At 68.3% G+C, this 19,657-nt stretch carries 13 protein-coding genes; 8 read left to right on the top strand and 5 right to left on the bottom strand.

The window, feature by feature from the left end; all coding sequences use genetic code 11:
• Nucleotides 1-49: 49 nt before the first annotated feature.
• The 4 genes from A8M77_RS01025 to A8M77_RS01010 all read left to right on the top strand — a co-directional run bounded on the left by A8M77_RS01025 (nt 50) and on the right by A8M77_RS01010 (nt 6,659).
• Complete coding sequence (locus tag A8M77_RS01025; RefSeq protein WP_086919702.1) at nt 50-1,012, top strand: LysR family transcriptional regulator; 963 nt, start codon at nt 50-52, stop codon at nt 1,010-1,012.
• Between the two features lie 549 nt (nt 1,013-1,561).
• Nucleotides 1,562-5,509, top strand: a complete 3,948-nt coding sequence (locus A8M77_RS01020) for an RHS repeat-associated core domain-containing protein (RefSeq protein WP_158100860.1) — start codon at nt 1,562-1,564, stop codon at nt 5,507-5,509.
• Nucleotides 5,509-6,084, top strand: a complete 576-nt coding sequence (locus A8M77_RS01015) for a tetratricopeptide repeat protein (RefSeq protein WP_158100859.1) — start codon at nt 5,509-5,511, stop codon at nt 6,082-6,084. The genes A8M77_RS01020 and A8M77_RS01015 overlap by 1 nt, the downstream gene beginning before the upstream one ends.
• 68 nt (nt 6,085-6,152) lie before the next feature.
• Nucleotides 6,153-6,659 carry an RHS repeat domain-containing protein gene (locus A8M77_RS01010; RefSeq protein ID WP_086919699.1) on the top strand — a complete coding sequence of 169 codons (507 nt, stop codon included), beginning with the start codon at nt 6,153-6,155 and terminating at the stop codon, nt 6,657-6,659.
• A gap of 53 nt (nt 6,660-6,712) precedes the next feature.
• Here A8M77_RS01010 and A8M77_RS01005 read toward each other — a convergent pair whose 3' ends face one another.
• Nucleotides 6,713-7,513 (bottom strand): SDR family NAD(P)-dependent oxidoreductase, encoded by an 801-nt coding sequence (locus tag A8M77_RS01005; RefSeq protein WP_086919698.1) that lies wholly within the window; start codon nt 7,511-7,513, stop codon nt 6,713-6,715.
• A 148-nt stretch (nt 7,514-7,661) separates the two neighbouring features.
• On the opposite strand from A8M77_RS01005, the gene A8M77_RS01000 reads away from it, so the two are divergent.
• From A8M77_RS01000 to A8M77_RS00990, 4 genes are all read left to right on the top strand, one after another.
• Nucleotides 7,662-8,582 (top strand): SMP-30/gluconolactonase/LRE family protein, encoded by a 921-nt coding sequence (locus A8M77_RS01000; protein ID WP_238136666.1) that lies wholly within the window; start codon nt 7,662-7,664, stop codon nt 8,580-8,582.
• A 1-nt stretch (nt 8,583) separates the two neighbouring features.
• The gene (locus A8M77_RS00995) at nt 8,584-9,504 is read left to right on the top strand and encodes an aldose 1-epimerase (protein ID WP_086919696.1); all 921 of its coding nucleotides are present in this window, start codon (nt 8,584-8,586) and stop codon (nt 9,502-9,504) included.
• Nucleotides 9,505-9,613: 109 nt separating this feature from the next.
• On the top strand, nt 9,614-10,477 hold the full coding sequence (locus tag A8M77_RS35010) for a hypothetical protein (RefSeq protein ID WP_143694506.1): 864 nt from the start codon (nt 9,614-9,616) through the stop codon (nt 10,475-10,477).
• A 55-nt stretch (nt 10,478-10,532) separates the two neighbouring features.
• Nucleotides 10,533-14,186 carry a Dyp-type peroxidase gene (locus A8M77_RS00990; RefSeq protein ID WP_158100858.1) on the top strand — a complete coding sequence of 1,218 codons (3,654 nt, stop codon included), beginning with the start codon at nt 10,533-10,535 and terminating at the stop codon, nt 14,184-14,186.
• Here A8M77_RS00990 and A8M77_RS00985 read toward each other — a convergent pair.
• From A8M77_RS00985 to A8M77_RS00970, 4 genes are all read right to left on the bottom strand, one after another.
• Nucleotides 14,122-17,043: an ATP-binding protein gene (locus A8M77_RS00985; RefSeq protein WP_086919694.1), complete on the bottom strand. Its 2,922-nt coding sequence runs from the start codon at nt 17,041-17,043 to the stop codon at nt 14,122-14,124. The genes A8M77_RS00990 and A8M77_RS00985 overlap by 65 nt on opposite strands.
• Nucleotides 17,044-17,150: 107 nt before the next feature.
• A complete protein-coding gene (locus A8M77_RS00980; protein WP_086919693.1) occupies nt 17,151-17,951 on the bottom strand; it encodes a class I SAM-dependent methyltransferase in 801 nt (266 codons plus the stop codon).
• Between the two features lie 141 nt (nt 17,952-18,092).
• Nucleotides 18,093-18,620 (bottom strand): arsenate-mycothiol transferase ArsC, encoded by a 528-nt coding sequence (locus A8M77_RS00975; protein WP_238136665.1) that lies wholly within the window; start codon nt 18,618-18,620, stop codon nt 18,093-18,095.
• A 21-nt stretch (nt 18,621-18,641) separates the two neighbouring features.
• Nucleotides 18,642-19,604: a LysR family transcriptional regulator gene (locus A8M77_RS00970; protein WP_086919692.1), complete on the bottom strand. Its 963-nt coding sequence runs from the start codon at nt 19,602-19,604 to the stop codon at nt 18,642-18,644.
• Nucleotides 19,605-19,657 lie beyond the last annotated feature (53 nt).

The raw sequence follows: 19,657 nt of genomic DNA, 5'->3' as shown, positions 1-19,657 counted from the left end.
TCAAGATTTGGATCGAATCGATGCCAGAAACAGGATTGGCGAAAACCCGATGACGAACTACACCCACTGGTTCATCCGCGCGCGACTCAAGACGCGGCAGCTGCTGCTGCTGGTCGCGCTGGCGGAAGAAGGCAACATCCACCGCGCGGCGCAGGTGCTGAACATGACGCAGCCCGCCGCCTCGAAACTGCTGAAGGACCTGGAGGACGTGCTGGAGGTGCCGCTGTTCGAGCGCCTGCCGCGCGGCATGCGGCCGACCTGGTACGGCGAGAGCATGATCCGCCACGCCCGCATGGCGCTGGCCAGCCTGAACGAGGCGCACGACGAGCTCACCGCGCTCAAGGCCGGGCGCTTCGGCCAGGTCAGCGTGGGCACCATCACCGCGCCGGGGCTGACGCTGATGCCGCCGGCCATCGCCCTGGTCAAGCGCGACCAGCCCCAACTGCGCGTGGCGCTGGAGATCGAGACCAGCGCGGTGCTGATGGAGCGCTTCGAGCAGGGCAAGCTCGACATCCTGGTGGCGCGGCTGTCCGCCGAGCACGACAAGGCCAAGCTGCGCTACGAGCCGCTGACCGAGGAGCCGGTGTCGGCGCTGGTGCGCCCCGGCCACCCGCTGCTGGCGATCAGCGGCCTCACGCTGCGCGACCTGGTGGGCGCGGGCTGGATCGTGCCGCCGGCCGGCAGCGTGCTGCGGCACCGCTTCGAGCTGATGTTCCGGGAGGAGGGGCTGGCGCCGCCGATCAACGTGATCGAGACCGCCGCCCTGCTCTTCCTCACGCGCATGCTGCAGCAGAGCGACATGCTGGCGGTGCTGGCGACCGACGTGGCGCGCTACTACGCCGCGCATGGCATGGGCGTGGTGCTGCCGGTGTCGGTGCCCTGCCACATGGATGCCTTCGGCATCATCACCCACACCGACCGGCTGCTCTCGCCGGCGGCGAAGGTGATGCTGCGGGCGCTGAAGGAGGCGAGCCTGGAGGTCTATGGGCGGCGGCTGGAAGCGGCGGGCTGAGCCCCATCACTGCAAGACTATTTCTCGCACTTTGTTGCAGCGAGCGCGTATTTCCATCAGCGTGCTTTAGGGTCTCGCCGCCCATGTTCGGGCAGCAACAACCCAGGGAGCGGAATGATCAACAAAAGACTATGGCACGTCGCGCTCATCATGCTTGCGTGTTTTTCGGGCCAGGTGCATGCGAAGCTCTGGTACTACAACCGCTGGTTCGACCGACCCCTGCCGTTTTACGAGTCCATCGAAGAATTCTGCACCGCGTGGACTCCCCCTGGCCACTTCTTCCTGTCCCACATAATTCCTCCAAACCGAGAGGGGAGTTGCGAGTATTTCAACTCGTCGTCCGGGCAATCCATTGGCTCATTCACCGTTGAAATCATCAACTGCGAAGATCCAAACTCGCGCCCGCGAGAGGAGCCCTCTCCCCATCCCGCGTCGTGTCAATGCAATCCGGGATACAAACCGAATCCTCAGGCACGTGTCCCCGCAGAAGCGTGCATCGAGAACTCGCCGCCCGAGCCCCCTGCGGATCGAGCGTGCCGAGCAGACGGCTTGTTCTCCGGCAACCCCATCCTCCCCGCCACCGCCGAGAAGTACCGCTCGGAAATCGACTGGACAGACTCCGGTCCTTCCCCGCTCAATCTGCAGCGCACCTACCGCAGCAACCGGGCCAGCCATGTCGCCCAGACCGACCCTGGCCTGGGCGCCGTCTGGACCCACAACCACGGCGCTCGCCTGAGCGCAACACCGGCGCTGGTGCCAACTGAAGTCGCCATTGCCATGCCCGACGGCAGCCGTCGAACCTTTGCCAAGCCAGCGGGCGCCTCGGTCTGGATCGCCAACGACCATGCCGATCGCCTGGAGCAGGGCCCTGGCGACACATGGACCTACCGGCGGGCCGATGACGACACGAGCTGGACCTTCGACAGCACCGGCAGGCTGCAAGCGAAATTTCAGCGCAACGGCTGGGGTACCACCTATGCGTACAACGCCGCCGGCCAGCTCGCCACCATCGGCAACGGCTTCGGCCGCAGCCTGGCATTGGCGTACAACGCCAATGGCCAGCTCACCACCGTCACCACCCCCGATGGCCGCGTCATTGGCTACGCCTACGACAGCCAGGCGCGCCTTTCTGCAGTGACCTATCCGGATGGCAAGACCCGCACCTTCCTCTACGAGGCCCCCACCTTCCCTCAGGCGCTCACCGGCATCCTGGACGAAACCGGCGCACGCTGGAGCACCTTCGCCTATGACGCACAGGGCCGGGCGATCAGCACCGAGTTGGCCGGCTCGGCCGAGCGCTACCAGGTCAGCTATCCGTCTGCCGGCACAGCAACTGTTGTCGATCCCCTGGGAACCAGCCGGAGCTATAGCTACGGCACCGCCAAGGCCAAGCTGGCAGTTACCGCTGCCTCTCTTCCTTCCGGTACTGGAGACTCGGATGCGTCCAGCCGCGTGCAGGACGCCAACGGCCTGATCATCAGCGAGGCCGACTTCAAGGGGGTCGTCACCACCACCACCTGGGATGTGGCCCGCCGCCTGCCCATCTCGGTCACACGCGCCGCCGGCACGCCCGAAGCGCAGACCGTCACCACGCAGTGGCATCCCTCCTTCTCCTTGCCCGTGCTGGTCACCGAGGCTGGCCGCACCACCGCCTACACGTACGACGACAAGGGCAACACCCTCTCGCAGGCCATCACCGACACCGCCTCTTCGCCCAACACCACCCGCACCTGGCGCTGGACCTGGAACGCCCAGGGCCTGGTCGCCACCGAGACCGCACCCAACGGCGCCCTCACCACCTTCGAGTACGACACCCGAGGCAACCTGGTGAAGTCCACCAACGCCCTGGGCCACATCACCCAGTACGCCTACGACAGCGCCAACCGCCTCACCAGCACCGTCGCCCCCAACGGCCTGGTCGCCACCTACACCTGGGACACCCGGGATCGCCTCCTCACCAGGACCGTCGGCAACCAGCTGCCCACCACGTTGACCTACCAGCCCACGGGCCTGCTCGATACCCTGACCCAGCCCGATGGCTTGTCGCTCTCTTACACCTACGACGCTGCCCACCGCTTGACCGGCTGGAGCAACAACCGCGGCGAGCGCGGCAGCTACACCCTCGATGCGATGGGCAATCGAGTGGGCGAGCAGGTCAGGAACAGCGCCAGCGCGGTGGCCTGGACGGTGGCGCGCAGCATCAACAACCTCAACCGCCTCGCCGCCAGCACCGACGGCTCCAACCAGACCCGCAGCTTCGCGTACGACGCCAACGGTGAGCGGGTCTCCGAGACCAATGGCCTGAACCAGAGCGCCCGGTACGGCCTGGATCCGCTGCGCCGCGTGACGGCCATCACCAACGCAGCCAACGCCACGGCCACCCTCGGCTACAACGCCCTCGATGCCGTCACCCGGGCCAGCGACTTCAAGGGCGTGACGACCACATACGCCCGCGATGCCCTGGGCAACGCCATGTCGGAGACCAGCCCCGACATCGGCAGCCAGAGCACCCAGTACGACACCCTGGGCCTGCCGAGCACCATCACCGATGCGATGGGCCAGGCCACCCGGATCCAGCGCGATCTCCTGGGCCGCCCGACCTCGATCACCTTCGCCGACGGCAAGACCACCACCCTGGTCTACGACAAGGCCAAGGGCTCCAAGGGCTACCTCACGTCCTTCACAGACCGCAGCGGTACCACCACCTACACGCGGGATGTGTTCGGCCGGATCCGCATCCAGATCCAGACCTTGGCCAACGGCCTGAGCCAGCGGGTCGTCTATGGCTACACCCCTGCCGGCCAGCTCTCCGGCATCACCTATCCCGATGGATCGCAACTGGACTACCAGTACGATGCCACCGGCCGCATCATCCAGATCAACAGGAATGGCAACCCGCTCGTCGCAGGTCTGGCCTGGAATCCGATGGGCCAGCCCACGGCCTGGAACTGGGCCTTTGCGGGCAATCTCACCGCGAATCGCAGCTATGACACGGCTGGGCGACTCACTGCCACCGAGTTCAGCAGCTACGTTCACGACGCAGCCGGGCGCATCACCAGCCTGACGCAGAAGCTGCTGCAGCCGGGAGACAGCGATCCGACCCACAGCAGCATCACTGCGGCCGACACCACCTGGAACGTGAGCTATGACGCAGTGGGGCGCATCACCGGATTCAATACCACGGCAAGCCAGACGAGTTTCGCGTATGACGCCAACGGCAATCGCAGCGCGAGCAACAGGACGATCAACGGACAGGCCACCGGCCGGCGCTACAGGCTGGAGGCCGGCAGCAACCAGCACCGCGCCTTCAGCCAGGCCACTGGCGGCACGGTCACGACAGTGCAGTACAACTACAACGCCAACGGCGATCTGACCGGCGATGGGCTGAGGACCTACAGCTACGACGCCGAAGGACGGCTGAGCGCCGTCACGACCGGGGCCACCGACACCAGTCCGACCACGCGCTATGCGCACAACGCGCTGGGACAACGGGTCTTCAAGACAGAGCCGTTGTATCCGCCGAGCGAGGGTGACGAGAACGATCCTGGCTTCTTCCAGAGCCTGATGGGGTTCTTCACCAGGATGTGGGGGCCGAACACCAGCGAGTGGGAGAAGCAGGGCTTTGCGTTCATGTACGACGAGGACGGGAGCCTACTCGCGGAGACGGGCACGGGCGGGGCCAACAGCACGGGCAGCACGCAGTACATCTACCTGCCCACGGCCAGAGGGCCGATGCCAATCGCGGCGGTGATCAACGGCAACCTTTACGCCGTTCACAGCGACCACCTCAACACGCCGAGGCGCCTGACCGACAGCAACGGCCAGCCGGTCTGGCAGTGGAGCTACTCGGCCTTCGGGGATGAGAAGCCCACCATCGCGAAGTACCGGTTTGCGAACCTAGAGATCAATCCGAATCCGGGCGTCACGAGCTTTGCTGAATTCGTGTTCAACCTGCGTTGGCCAGGTCAGTACTACGACAAGGAAAGCGGGCTCTTGTACAACTACTTCCGCAGCCTCGACCCAAGGACTGGGCGGTACACGCAGTTCGACCCCATAGGGCTCGCCGGAGGATGGAATGGGTTCGGGTATGTGGATGCGAATCCACTGAGCTTCATCGATCCGGATGGGTTGATGAAGATCTACGAAGGTGATGGCGTCACTTTCCATTCGTACCCTGGTCCACAAGCCGGCGGTATCGAGCACGCAAGGCAAGGCCCCGGCGAGAGCTATCACATGCATTTGCGGGATAGCGCAGGGCGAGAAGCGCGCTTATCCTCGGAAACATGGAAGCCGCTCACGCCCGGCGACCAACGCATCTTTGACAGCAGCAAGCAAATGCAGCGGGCATGCGACAACTTGACAGGCGGCCAGAAGAAATTCTTCGATCGCGTCAACCGAGAGATCTTCCATCGCGGTGTGCCAACAAGCAATCAGCTTTTGCGTTTGATCCCCATGCGCCCCGGCGGCGGTGGAAGTGGGGGGAGAGGAAACGAGTGATGAGCCGATCTGCGCAGTTCATGGCTGCCATGAACGCCTACGACGAAGACCGCAACGAGGAGGCATTGCGGTTGATGGAAAACTGTGCCGAGCATGGCGACCCTGTCGCTTGCTACCTTGCGGCCTTGTGGTATCGCAATGGCGAAGGTGCAAAGGTTGATTTGAAGCGTAGCAACGAGTTGATGCGTCGGCTCGAATTGTTGGCCCAAGGCGGAGACAACGAAGCGCAATGGGAATTGAGTTGCAAGTTTCGGTGGGGGAACTTGATATCGATCGATATCGCCCAAGCCAACCATTGGCTGGAGACCGCGGCTGAAGGTGGTCATGGCGATGCGCAACACCATCTGGCGTGGTATCTGGAGACCGGTCAGTATGGCTACGCGCAGGACAAGCAAGCCGCCGAGCAGTGGTATCAGCGAGCATTCCAGCAGGAGCATCCCGAGACGCTCTACACGTTCGCATTGCGCGAATTCAAGGGCGGCAGGATCACCGAGAAGGCGATTGCCTTGCTCAAGCGTGCGGCCGACAAGGGATTCAAGCAAGCCGAGCATGTCTTACGTGAGTACACGCACTGAAGCACCATTACTTCACCAAGCTGTGGGGGCCGAATACCACGGAGGCGGAGAAGCAGGGCTTTGCCTTCATGTACGACGAGGACGGCAGCCTGCTGGCCGAGACGGGCACGGGCGGCGCCAACAGCACGGGCAGCACGCAGCACATCTACCTGCCTACGGCCAACGGGCCGATCCCGATCGCAGCGGTGATCAATGGGCAGCTGTATGCCGTAAGCAGTGATCACCTCAACACGCCCAGGCGCCTGACGGACTCAACCGGCCAAGCCGTCTGGCAATGGGCCTACAGTGCATTCGGGGATGAGAAGCCGACGATTGCGAAGTACAGATTCGCGAACCTGGACATCAATCCGAATCCGGGCACCACGAGCTTTGCTGAGTTCGTGTTCAACCTGCGCGGTACGGGTCAGTATTTCGATGTGGAGTCAGGGCTGCGGTACAACTACTTCCGCAGCCTGATGGACATCGGGCGCTATACGCAGCCTGACCCGATCGGGTTGAGCGGTGGATCTATCTGCCGCTCGTTGAAGCGCGTGGGAATTGCGACACGCTTCACGGTGGCGGTTGTGAAAGGTTAGCCTCCATAGCCACATGTAAAGCAACGCCGCAGGGTGGGTCTTCAAAACCCAATTCAGGTCCAGCCTGCATCGACCGTGAACTCCTGCGCCGTGCACATCGCCGCATCGTCCGAGGCCAGGAACAGCACCATGCGCGCGATGTCGTGCGGCTGCAAGCGGTCGGGCAGGCACTGGTTGCGATCGAGCGCCTTCTCGCCCTCCTCGTCGAGCCACAGCCGGATCTGGCGCTCGGTCATCACCCAGCCGGGCGACACCGTGTTGATGCGGATGCGGTCGCGCCCCAGCGTCTTGGCCAGACCGCGCGTGAGCCCGTTGACCGAGGACTTGGCAATGGCATAGCAGGGGTAGCCCTCACCCTTGCCCTGCCAGCCGGTCGAGCCCAGGTTGACGATCGAGCCGCCGCCCTGGCGCTTCATGCCCGGCACCACCGACTGGATGGCGAAGAGCGCCGGGCGCTCGTTGATCGCGATGCGCTCGTCGTAGTAGGCCGGCGTGACCGATTCGAGCGTGTGGCGATCGTCGCTCGCAACGTTGTTGACCAGCACGTGGAAGTCGCCGCCCAACTCGCGGCCCGCGTCCGTGATCGCCGCCTGCAAAGCGGCCACGTCGCGCACGTCGCAGGCGCGCCACCAGGGGGCCGCATGCCCGGCCTCGGCGATCTGCTTCGCGAGCGCGGCGCTGGCCTCCTGCGCGATGTCGATGAAGGCCACCCGCGCGCCCTGTTCGGCGAAGGCCGCCACGATGGCGGCGCCGATGCCGCTGCCCCCGCCGGTCACGAAGACGGCCTTGCCGTGCAGGCTCGGGTAAGTGGAAAAGGCGGGCGGCGCGTCGGCGCGGGGTGCGGTGGCGGTCACGGAAGTCTCCTGATGAGGGTGCTCTGAAGCATTGCAATTTGCATATCGATCAATAAGAATTTGCGCACTTTTGTTTATCAATATGCCTTGCTACGATGCGACGCGTCAAGGGCCCGCAGCGGCCTGCCAGCCTGGATCGGAGACCACCTTGAACCCCTCTTCGAGCATTCCCGCCCCGCGCGTCGAGGGCCTGCCCCGCTGCATCCGGCCTGCGGGCGCCAGCTTGGGCGAAGGGCTGATGTGGTCGGTGCGCGAGCAGGCGCTGTACTGGGTCGACATCCTGGAAAAGCGGCTGTACCGCCTCGACCCCGCCACCGGCGCGCAGGCCGAATGGCAGTTCGAGGAGGAGATCTCGGCGCTGGCTGAACGGGCGTCGGCGCCCGGCCTGGCGGTGACGCTGCGCCGCGGCTTCGCCTTCTTCGACCCGGCCACACCGAACGCCCGACCGCAATGGCTGCAGCAGCCCGAGCCGGACCAGCCCGCCAACCGCTTCAACGACGGCAAGTGCGACGCGAAGGGACGCTTCTGGGCCGGCACGATGGACTTCGACTGCATCGCCCCGACCGGTTCGCTGTACCGCCTCGACCCCGACGGCCGCTGCAGCCGGCACGACAGCGGCTTCGCCGTGACGAACGGACCGACCTGGTCGCTCGATGGCCGCACCCTGTACTTCAACGACACGGTGAAGGGTGCGATCCATGCCTACGACTTCGATCCCGGGCAGGGCACGCTCGCGCATCGCAGGCTGTGGCTGCGCTTCGCGCGCGGCGACGGGCTGCCCGACGGCATGACGACCGATGCCGCCGGCCGCATCTGGGTCGCGCACTGGGCCGGGAGCTGCGTGAGCTGCCACGATCCGTCGAGCGGCGAAGAACTGGCCCGCATCGAACTGCCCGTGAGCCAGGTCACGAACTGCGCCTTCGGCGGTCCCGAGCTGCGCACGCTCTACATCAGCTCGGCGAAGGTCGGGCTGGACGAAACCCAGTTGGCGGCCGAGCCGCTCGCTGGCGGGCTGTTCGCGGTCGAGGTCGACAGCCCCGGCCTGCCGGCCTTCCGCTTCGCCGGTTGAGATGACGACCTCATCGGCCCACCGGACCGTCTGGCTGCAGCGCGGCACGCAGCGCCTGGGCCTGGTGCCCACGCTCGGCGGCAGCGTGGCGGCCTGGCAGCTGGCGCGCGCCGAAGGGCCGCTCGATCTGTGGCGTCCCTGGGACGGCAGCAGCGATCTCTATCGCACGGCCTCCTTCCCCATGGTGCCGTGGTCGAACCGCATCAGCGGCGGCGGCTTCGTGGAGGCGGGCGAATTCCACCCGGTGCGCCCCAACCGCGCCGGCGAGCCCTACCCGATCCACGGCGACGGGTGGCTGCAGGCCTGGCAGCTGGCGCGCCACGCCGAGGACGCGGCGACGATGATGCTCGAATCGCGGCACTTCGACGGCAACCCCTACGCGTACCGCGCGGCCCAGCACTTCCGCCTGGTCGACGACGGGCTCGAGCAGACGCTCGAGGTGCAGCATCTGGGCCCGGCACCGTTGCCCTATGGACTCGGCGTGCATCCCTGGTTCCCGCGCACGGCCGGCACGCGCATCGTCGCGCCGGTGCGAGGCGTATGGCTCAGCGGCGCCGACCCGTTGCCGACCGGCCATACCGAGCACATCCCGGAGGATTGGGACCTGGCACGGGGCGCGCCGGCCTTCGGCAGCCTCGTCGACAACGCCTACACAGGCTGGGGCGGGCAGGCGCGCATCGAATGGCCCGAGCAAGGGTTGCAGTTGCAGATGGACATGCCGGACTTCGACAAGGACGGCGGCGCGGCGGCGCACTACTGCCTGATGTACCGCCCGGCCGAAGGGCCGGCCTTCTGCTTCGAGCCGATCACGCAGCCCATCGATGCCTTCCACCTCGAAGGCCGGCCGGGGCTGCACACGCTGGCGCAGGGACAAGGCATGCGGATGCGCATCGCCTGGCGCTTCGGGACGCTGCACGGCTGAAGGCGCGGGGCGCAAACCGGCTTCCCCCGGTGCATCCATCAGATGGGGGATGGCGGCCAGGGCCCTCTTGCGGCAGTCTGTCGCACCCCACCCGCGTCAGGAGAGCCCGATGAACGTGCAGCCTCCCAAGGACCCCCGAGAGCTCCTCAAGCACTTTTCGCAAACCTACTTCTCGCTGCGCATGGGCCTCGCCGTGCTGGCGTTCGCGTTCCCGCTGGTCCTGTATGTCTACGGCAAGCTGCGCCACGGCCTGGACCTGCAGCCTTCGATGAGCGCCTACTTCTGGGCGGCCGGGGCCGTGGAGCAATGCGCGTCCTTCCCGATGCGCACCCTCTTCGTCGGCTTCCTCTTCGCCATCGGCGTCGGGCTGTACCTGTACAAGGGCATCACCACGCTGGAGAACTACCTGCTGAACGCGGCCGGCATCTGCGCCGCGCTCGTGGCGATCTATCCCGAGCGCCTCACGCACGCGGAGGCGTTGACGGACGAGCGGGTTGCGGCACTGTTCAAGATGTGCCCGGCGATCCATGCATGGGCCGCCGCCCCGCCCTGGCCGGTGCACTACATCGCGGCCATCACCCTGTTCATGCTGCTGGCCGTGGTCGCGTGGTTCTGCGCCTCGAAGACCCTGGACTACCTCCCCGTCGGCCAGGACGCGGCGAAGTATCGACGCCTCTACCGGCTCGTGGCGATCGGGATGGTGGTGTTCCCCATCCCGGGCTTCCTGGCGGCGCTCCTGCTGGGAAAGGCGACGCACTGGGTCTTCTTCGTCGAAGCGGCCGGCATCGTCACCTTCGGGATCTATTGGGCCATCAAGAGCCGTGAGCTCTCGCTGTCCCAGCTGGAGACGAACCCCGCGGATGCCGCGGCGCACGCCATTCAGCGGCGCGCGGCACCCGCGGCGGACGGCACACCGCCCGGCATCGGCGGAAGACGCGGCGGCGCCGGCATCGCGGCAAGCCAGAAGCTGTAGCAGCCGGCCGGCGCTTCGGCCGGTCCGGTCCCACTGGAGGAGAAAGGGCCACCCCATGCGAACCAAGATCAAGGGCGCTGAACTCGGCGGCGTCACCAACCTCGCCGTGCTGGCACCGGTCAAGCCGGGCTTCGTCCCGGGCTTCGAGACCATGACCTACGTGGATCGGCTGCACCGGCTGCTCGACGCGCTGAACGAAGCGCGCCAGAACCTGCGCGAGGCGACGCTGTTTCAGCCGCCGTTCCCCGACGCCATCGGGCGCTTCGGCATCATCCGCAGCTTCCGCTACGTGGTCGTTCCGCCGGAGAAATCCGGCGGGGCAACGGCCAGCCCCGGCGGCGGGTACCGCCTGTCGCTGAACGTGACCTTCGATGGCGGATGGGAGCCCTACATGCGGGTCATCTACCGCGACCTGGGCCCGCTGCTGGACACCCTGTTCTGCCACTGCGATGGCTACCCATATTCGCGCAGGTCGAGCTTCGACACCTATTGCCGCTGGGTGCGCGACAACGAGCAATCGGCCGGCCTGCTCTATGCCGACACGACGCTGACCCTGGGCGACCAGCAGTACCACGAGCGCATCGAGCGCATCCAGCGCGAGACGGCGGACCCGGTCGAGGCGGACCGGCGCATCGCCGCCTTCGCGGTCGCGCCGCTCAAGGCGCAGGTCAAGGATGCACTCGCGGCGGCGGCACGCGACCCGGGGCCGGCGGTGTCCACCTCGATGCGCGCGCTCAAGGGCCTGTATCGACTGTCGGCGCTCTTCCCCGGCGAAGAGAAGCGGATCCTGCTGCGCTTCACGCGGGAGATCCTCCAGGACTTCGCCGCGTTGCTGGACCTGGGGCTCAAGGATTCGCCACGCTGGAAGCCCATTGCCGGAGCGGCGCAGGACGAGCTGGCCTGGTTCACCAGCAAGGAAGCGCTCGCAGACGATGCGGCGCCGGAAGAAAAGAAGCTCGACCCGGCCGGACTGCAGGCCGGCATCGTCGAGAGCGACACTACGGTGACGCATGGCTGCCTGGTGCTGATGCAGGTGGTGGGCCGACCCGGACAGGCGGCGGCCTGGTTGCAGGCCCTTCCCGTCAGCGCCCACGGCGCGGGGGCCGCAGGCGGGATCCGCCGCACGCTGGCCTTCAGCTATCCCGGCTTGCGCGCGCTGGGGATTCCGGCCGAACGGCTCGACGCCTTGCCGCAGGAATTCATGGACGGCATGGAAGCCCGGGCCGGACTGCTCGGCGACGTGCGCAGCAACCACCCGGACTACTGGCCCCGTCCCGAACGGTGCAACGAGAAGCTGGAGGTCGACAAGGCCGACCGGGTCGACCTGAACACGGTGCACGTGGTGCTCATGCTGCGGATGACGGATACGGATCCCGCGCAGGCCGGCCCCGGGCTGCATCCCGTGCTCGCCGCCGAAGTGGAGAAGCTGGACCCGGAGACGTGCGGCCTGCAGGTGGTGGCCGTGCAGCCGATGCGCAGCCACCGCGAAGGCCAGATGCCACGCGAGCACTTCGGCTTCCTCGACGGGTTCAGCCAGCCCGGCATCAAGGGCGTTACGCCCACCCTGCTGCAGCGCGACGAGATCCCGCCGGGTGACCTGTGCCTGGGTTACCCCAGCAGCCAGGACGACGGGACCTGGGAAGACTCGGAGAACCCGCTGATCTTCAACGGCAGCTTCCTCGTCGTTCGCAAGCTGCGCCAGCATGTCGATCGGCTGACGGCGGCCCTGGACAGGCATTTCGGCCAGGCGGGGCTGGCCGGCGACACGGCGGAAGCGAAGAAGAGGGCACTGCTCGCGCGCATGATGGGCCGGCACCAGAACGGCACGCCCTTGGTTTCGACCGACGGCGGCCCGACGCGCAACGACTTCGACTATGCCGGCGACGGCGAGGGCCTGCAGTGCCCCTTCCATTCGCATGCGCGCCGCGTCAATCCGCGCGACGGACGGCCCGGCATGCCGCGCATCCTGCGCCGCGGCATGTCCTACGGACCGCGCGGCACCGATGCGGGCAGCGAGCGCGGCATCGTCTTCATGGCCTACTGCGCCAACCTGGCCGAGCAGTTCGAGATCCTCCAGCGCTGGATCGCCGGCGGCAACAGCTCCGGCGTGTCCTCGTCGCAGGCCGATCCCTTCCTGGCCGTGCCGCAGCCGGGCGAGAAGCGGACCTTCCGCTACATCGACGCGCAGAACCGGGTGGCCCGCGTGGACCTGGGCGATGCGCCCTTCGTCACGCTCGAATGGGGCATGTACCTGTTCGTCCCGTCGCTGAAGGCGCTGGGCATGTTGACCGAGTTCTGCGCGCCGGTCCCCGCATCCGCCATCGCACCCGGCGCACCGGCACCCTTGCCGAGCGAGCGCGAGGGCTGGCGGCGGCTGCTCGAGGACACCGACCGCGAGCGCTCGCCGGCGCGCGCGCTCTGGGCCTATGTGCGCAGCCAGCCGGACGGCCGGCTGCCCGCACCTTCCTACGGTGTGCTGATCGGCAGGCAGGAGGGTGTGCCGGGTGCGCCGGGCGTGCTGGATGTGCTGCAGAACAAGGACGGGCTCTACTCCGCGCAAGGCTACGGCCTTCGGATGCAGAAATCGATCGGCCACAACTACCTCGGCATGGACAGGCACGGCGGCCATGCGGTCCAGTCGCCCGCGGTCAATGCGGCCATCGATGCCATCGGCGAGCGGGAGGCCTTCGAGGCCACCATGCCGCTGGTGATGGACGCGCTGCGCAAGGTCCTGCCACTGCAGCAGCGCAACCCGGACGGCTCCATCCGGGTGTCGGTGGACCTGATCGCGCTCGCTGAAAGGGTGCTGGCCGGCCTGTGCACGAAGTGGGTCGGGCTGCCCGAACCCGACGCGGTGCTGCGCCAATCGGGTGGAACCGCCTTCATGGTCGCCGGCGGCCGCGTCGAGGGCAATCCTCAACCTCCGCGCTGCCCCGGCAATCCGCTGTCGGCCTCCCCTTACGTCTTCACGCCGCATCCCAGGGAACAGGTGGCCGAGGCGGGCCGGACCCAGGGCCCGGTCGCCCTTCGAGCCGTCCAGGACTGGCTGCGCTCCGGCCGCGAGCTCGGCCCCCTGGCAACGAAGATCAGGGACGACCTGACGCAGGTGAAGGACATCGACCCGGCGAAACTCGACGACATCGTCGCCAACAGCATCGCCGGCGTGCTGCTCGGCTTCCCGCCGACGGTGTACGGCAACTTCCTGCGCACCATGGACAGCTGGGTCGACGACAAGACGCTGTGGACCTGCCAGCGCCGGCTGGCCGATGTGCGGGTCGACGGCAACGACCCGTACCTGCGCGCCCGCGCAGCGCTGCGCGGGCCGCTGATGGCGACGATGCGCAAGCGTCCGGTGCCGGAGATGCTGTGGCGCTGCCCGGTCGAGGGCGGCCAGGTGGTCGGCGCCGAAGAGGGCGAGCCGGGCGACGACCAGCGCCTGATCCTCGGCATCGCCTCGGCCCTGACCGACAGCGCGACGCCCGACGAGATGATGTTCGGCGGCAGCCGGGACCCGGAGAGTCCCATCAAGACCGAGCACGCCTGCCCCGGCTACGGCATGGGCGTCGGCGTGATGCTGGGCCTGATCGCCGGCCTGCTCCAGGCCGGCACGCTGCGGCCGACCGGGTCGCCGGTGCTGCTGATGCTCACCCCGCGCGCCGACTGGCTCGATCGCGCAAGCCGACCGCCTCCCGGAGGTGCCACGCCATGAACATCGCGTCGAAGGCGGCGGCCGCCTTGTCGAGCAGCGCGAAGGCGCGCGGGGCCTGCCCCTGCTGCAGCGCGATCTCCGCCTCGCACAGCTGCGTGACGGCGAGCTCGTGCGCCGAGTCGCGCGCGCGGGCCGTCGCGTAGGCCCGTTCGATGTAGCGGCGCGCGGCATCGGGCCGGCGCGCCGCGGCGTCCCGCGCCAGCGCGCGGTAGGTCATGGCCACGCCGAGCAGGTCGCGCTCGCGGGCGCGCCGCAATGCCAGTGCTGCGTTGTGGCGGCCTTCGTCCCGGCGGCCGACCCCGATCAGACCCTCGGCCAGCCAGCCGTAGTTGAGCGAGCGGAACAGGCCGCTTTCGCGCGGCGCGAGCCAGGCCGTGGCCTCGACGATCGCCTGCACCGCACGCGGGTCGCGCTCGAGCATCCAGTCTGCATGGGCGCCGATCGCACGCGCGATCGACAGCTGCGACAGGCTGCGCGTGGCTTCGGCGATGCGGCCGGATTCGCGCGCCGCCTCGCGCGCCTCGCGCCAGCGGCCCTGCCACAGCAGCACGGCGCTGCGCCATCCGTGCGTGGTGGCGGCGATCTCGTGCGTGACGTCGCCGATGCAGGCCAGCGCCTCGTCGAAGCATTCGTGCGCCTGCGCGAACAGGCCGCGGTCGCCGAGCACGTAGGCCCGGCAGACCAGCGAGAAGGCCAGGCCGACGTTGGTGTGCCGGCCGCTGCGATGGCTGCGCTTGATGGCGATGGCCCGGTCGAGCAATTCGAGCGCCGGGCCGTACTGCGCGGCCGTGGCATGGGTTTCGCCCAGGGTGGCGACGATCTGGGTCGCCAGACGCGCCTCGCCGGCGGCCTCGGCCTCGGCCAGCGCGCGCTCACCATGGGCGATGGCCGCGCGCGCCTCGCCGAGGGAGTAGCTGATGTAGGCGTGCCAGTAGCGCGCCCGCGCGACGGTCGCGGCGTCGCCGAACTGCTCGGCCAGATGAAGCGCGCGACGGGACAGCGCGAGCTCGCTGCGCAGCGGGTCGTAGACGCACACCAGGCCGAGCCGCTGCACGATGGCGACCCAGCGCCGCGCGCCCTCGGCCGACGGCGGCAGCCGGTCGAGCGCGGCCAGGGCGGCGCGGTACTGCGCGCGGGCGCGGTCCAGCGCCGATGCCGCCAGGGCCTTGTCGCCCGCGAGTTCGGCGTAGTGCGCGGCCTGCGCGGCATCGCCGCCGGCATCGAAGTGACAGGCCAGCGCCTCCTCCTGCGCCGCGGCCGCACTCTGCTGCTGGATCGCCTGGGCGATGCGCCGATGCAGCTGTTGCCTCGCATGCAGCCCGACGGACTCGTAGATGATGTCGCGCGTGATGCCGTGCTTGAAGCGCAGCGTGCCGGCATGCTCGCCGGGAAACACGAAGTCCTGCTCGGCCAGGCCCCGGACCGCCGGGCTGTCCTCGCCATGGCCGGTGATCGACGAGAGCAGCCACGCGGGGACGACGTTGCCGATCACTGCGGCCACGCGCACCAGCTCGATCTGCGCCGGCGGCAGGCGCTGGACGCGCGACTCGACCAACTGGTCCAGCCAACCTGCGCCCCCGTGCAGGCGGCCCGGACGCAGGCCGCTGCCGCCCAGCGCCGCCGAATGGCACAGCTCCTCGATGAACAGCGGGTTGCCGCCCGCGTGACGGGCGATCTCCGCGGCGACGAAGGGATCCGTGCCGGGCAGGCGGGCGGCGATGGCCTGGGCCGCCTCATCCGGGGTGAGCGGCGCGAGCGGGATCGTCTGCGCCGCCGCCGCGATCGCCTCGTCGTGCGCGGCGAGGCGCGTGGAAAGCATCACCAGCAGGCGGCGGCCGGCGAGCCGGCGCAATGCGGCGAGCACCTGCTTCGACGCATCGTCGGCCCAGTGCCAATCGTCGACGAACACCACCGTGGGCTGCGTCTCTGCCAGGCGGGCGATCCAGCGCGTGAAGTCCTCGGCCGCCTCGGGCGGCGCCTCGGCACCCGTCGATTGCAGCATCTGGCGAAAGGGCTGGAGTGGCACGGCGCCGAGATCGCTTTCGCAATAACCGCGCAGGATCCGGCAGCCCCGCGCCGCGGCCCGGCGCAGGAACTGCTCGATCAGCCGCGTCTTGCCCATCCCCGCGGCCGCGGCGATGGCGACCGAGCGGGGCTTGCCGGACATCGCTTCGGCCAGCCGCTGCTCCAGCAGGTCGAGCTCGGCCGCGCGGCCGACGAAGGGCGACATGCCGTGCCGCGCGCGGGCCTCGGCGCGCACGGCATCGTCGGCGCGGGCAGCCACGGGATGGGCCAGCAGGGGCGCGTCCCGGCCCTTCATCTGCAACTGGCGCGGCGGGCCGGTGCTGAAGAAGCGGCTCGCCGGCCCCAGAGTCTCCTCGCTGACCAGGATCTCGTGCGGCCCGGCCGCCTCCGACAGCCGCGCCGCAATGTGGGGCACGGGCCCGAGCAACTCGAAGCGGCCGCGCTCGATGTCGCCCGCGCCGATCAGCACCAGCCCCGAATGGACACCGCTGTGCAGGCTGAGCGAGCGGCCGGCGGGCAGCGCGAGGCGCAGCTCGCGCACGCTCTGGTGCAGGTCCAGTGCCGCATCCACCGCGCGGCGCCCGTCGTCCTCGCGGGTGTGCGGATAGCCGAACATGGCCAGAAGGCCGTCGCCCTGGACCCGCACGACCACGCCGCCGTGCTTCGGGATCGCTTCCTGGTAGACGTTGCGCAGCGCCGCGAGCAGCGCCGCATAGTCCTCGGCCTCCATCGCGCCGGCCAGCTCGGTCGAATGCGAAAGGTCGGCAAACAGCAGCGCGACATAGCGCCGACCGGGCGCGCTCGGCCCCGCGTCAAAGTGCGTGTCGCTCATCGCAATCTCCGCCTCCAGGCCCTGCCGGTCGCAGGACACATCCGGGGTTCTTTCTGAGGGCGGATGTTATCGCCGACCCGTGGCGGCGTGAATCCTTTTGTATGCCCTCAGGCGCGTGCGCCGGCGGGCTTGGTGGCGCGCACGTGCAGCGACAGCGGGGCGATCCGCGTCTCGTCCAGCGCCGGCGCGAGGCGGGCGATGTCCGCGCCGGCGGTCGGTTCACCCAGCTTGTCGATGACCAGGCCCGCACCGGTGACGGCATCGAGCCATTGGCTGATCGTGCGGTGGAAGATGGGGGTGCTGAAGGGCTGGACGCCGGTGCGTTCCTGCTCGGTCAGGGTCGAGAACCACCATCGGTCGACCCGGCCTTCGGTGCCCTCGAAGTAGCCTCCGATCTCGATCGCGCGCGCCCTGCCTTCCTGGTCGCGGACGATCCTGCGATGCGGGGTCGCGAAGCAGGGATGGAGGATCGAGAACTGCAGGAAGCCGCCGGCACGAAGGACCCGCCCGGCCTCGCGCAGCGCACGGGCGGGATCCGGCATGTCCATCAGCGACATGAAGGCGGTGACGAAGTCGAACGACGCCGCATCGAAGGGCAGCGCCATGCCGTCGGCCACCCGGTAGTCGATGCCGGGCGCCCCGTCCTCGCCGAACGAGCGCGCATGGCGGATGAAGGTCGGCGCGATGTCCACCGCCGACATGCGCGCGCCCAGCCTGGCGAGGCTGCGGGTGTTGGCGCCCTCGCCGCAGCCCACGTCCAGGCCGCGCAGGCCGCGCACCGGCGGCAGCATGGCGAAGAAGGCGGGACTGTTGAGGGCATCGCGAAAGACGTCGGCACCCCGCCGCGCCTGCTGCGTCCAGGCATTCGCGTTGGATTCCCAGTGCCTGGCCACTTCGCTTTCGTCCATCGCCCGGTGCCTTTCCCGCGTTCCTGATCTCTGGGAACGCCCAGACGCCGCGCGGGCGACGCTTCACGATTGGGACCCATGACTGCGCATCGGTCATCCCCCCGCGGGATGAGCGGGCGCGGCAGGCTCGTTCACGGCATCTCAGCCCATGTGGCCGAGGTCGCGCAGATCGGAACGCAGCGCTTCCCTGTCGGCACCGCCCAGCGGCAGGCTCGAGAGCAGTTCGAGGCGGCGGCGCAGCGAATAGAGGATCTGGACCGCCGTGCGGCGCGCCTGCTCCGGATCCTTGATCGCGGCGGCATCCGGATAGGACCACAAGGCGGTATTGGGCTGGCCCGGCCAGTTCGGCTGCGAGGACAGGACATCGGCGTCCAGCGTGATGACGAACTCGGCCTGGAAGCCGCGGGACGGCACGAAGTCGAGCCAGTTGCGCGGCGCCCTGCCGGGCATCGCCATGCCAGCCTCGCGCAGTGCGGCGAGGGCCGCCGGGTGAGGTGAGGAACCCGTCTCTCGCGGATGGCCGCACGACTCGACCCGGAAGCGGCGGTCGTCGATGTGTGAAAGGCAGGCCTTCGCAAGCACACTGCGCAGGGTGTCGCGCCGGGACACGAAGATCACGCCGATTCGGTTCTGCATGGTCTTGCGCGAGGGATCTTGTGGCAGTGCCATCAACTCAGTTTGTAGCACCACCTACGCCGCTCGCTTTCGCCGGGCCGCGAGGCTGCCGTCCCGCGCCGGCGAAAGTGACGGGACCTGCTGCGCCATGAAGTCGACGAAGGCCCGCACGCGCGACGGCAGCATGCGGCCGTGCGGGTACATCAGGCTGACGGGGCGCGAGCGGCCGCCGAAGGCTTCCAGCACCTCCACCAACCGCCCTTCCGCCAGATCCTGCTCCACGACGAACCGGTAGGTCTGGAACAGGCCGGCGTCCGCCTTGGCCAGCGTCACGCCGGCGAGCACGTCCTCCGCGCAGACGTAGTGACCGGTCCTGAAGATCTCCTTCTCGTGGCCATGCTCCCTGAACAGCCACGGGATCTGCCGGCCGCTGCTCGGCAGATCGAACTGGATGCACTCGTGCTGCTCCAGGTCGGCCAGCGTCTTCGGCCGACCCGATCGCCGCAGGTAGGCGGGGCTGGCGACGACGACCAGCCCGGCGTCCTCGAGATGGCGCGCGACCATCGTCGAATCGGGTTGCGCGCGGAAGCGGATCGCGACGTCGAAGTTCTCCTCGTGGAAATCGATGTTGCGATTGCTGATGTGTGCTTCGATCTTGATCAGCGGGTAGTTCGCGCGAAAGGCCGGCAGCAGCGGCAGCAGGCGGTAGTGCCCATAGGTGGTGGGCGCGCTGATGCGGATCGTGCCGGAGGGCTGCACCTGCTCGCCGGTGACCTTGCGCTCGGCTTCGACCAGCTGGTTGAGCGCGGCGCGGCACTGCTCGAAGTACTCCCTGCCGCCTTCGGTCAACCGGCTGTTGCGCGTGGAGCGGACGAACAGGCGCACGCCCAGCCTGGCCTCCAGGCGGGAGATGGAGCGGCTGACCGCCGCCGGCGTGACCCCTGCGGTGTTCGCCGCCGCTGTGAAGCTGCCCGCCTCGGCAGCCAGGCAGAACAGCTCGATGCTGCCCAGCAGGATGTCGTCGAATTGCCGGTGCATATTCTTTACCCCATGTAATGAAAGAAGTGTACCAATCCATCTTTTTTGCTTTT

Origin of the sequence: Variovorax sp. JS1663 (assembly GCF_002157355.1) — a bacterium.
In the GTDB taxonomy this organism is placed as follows: domain Bacteria; phylum Pseudomonadota; class Gammaproteobacteria; order Burkholderiales; family Burkholderiaceae_C; genus Variovorax.
This window is presented reverse-complemented; position numbering and strand designations above follow the sequence as displayed.

What these genes read in the sequence shown, in the direction of transcription:
- A8M77_RS01025 (WP_086919702.1), top strand. Translation starts at nt 50, where the DNA reads ATGACGAACTACACCCACTGGTTCATCCGCGCGCGACTCAAGACGCGG.
- A8M77_RS01015 (WP_158100859.1), top strand. Translation starts at nt 5,509, where the DNA reads ATGAGCCGATCTGCGCAGTTCATGGCTGCCATGAACGCCTACGACGAA.
- A8M77_RS01010 (WP_086919699.1), top strand. Translation starts at nt 6,153, where the DNA reads ATGTACGACGAGGACGGCAGCCTGCTGGCCGAGACGGGCACGGGCGGC.
- A8M77_RS00995 (WP_086919696.1), top strand. Translation starts at nt 8,584, where the DNA reads ATGACGACCTCATCGGCCCACCGGACCGTCTGGCTGCAGCGCGGCACG.
- A8M77_RS35010 (WP_143694506.1), top strand. Translation starts at nt 9,614, where the DNA reads ATGAACGTGCAGCCTCCCAAGGACCCCCGAGAGCTCCTCAAGCACTTT.
- A8M77_RS00990 (WP_158100858.1), top strand. Translation starts at nt 10,533, where the DNA reads ATGCGAACCAAGATCAAGGGCGCTGAACTCGGCGGCGTCACCAACCTC.
- A8M77_RS00985 (WP_086919694.1), bottom strand. Translation starts at nt 17,043, where the DNA reads ATGAGCGACACGCACTTTGACGCGGGGCCGAGCGCGCCCGGTCGGCGC.
- A8M77_RS00980 (WP_086919693.1), bottom strand. Translation starts at nt 17,951, where the DNA reads ATGGACGAAAGCGAAGTGGCCAGGCACTGGGAATCCAACGCGAATGCC.
- A8M77_RS00975 (WP_238136665.1), bottom strand. Translation starts at nt 18,620, where the DNA reads ATGGCACTGCCACAAGATCCCTCGCGCAAGACCATGCAGAACCGAATC.
- A8M77_RS00970 (WP_086919692.1), bottom strand. Translation starts at nt 19,604, where the DNA reads ATGCACCGGCAATTCGACGACATCCTGCTGGGCAGCATCGAGCTGTTC.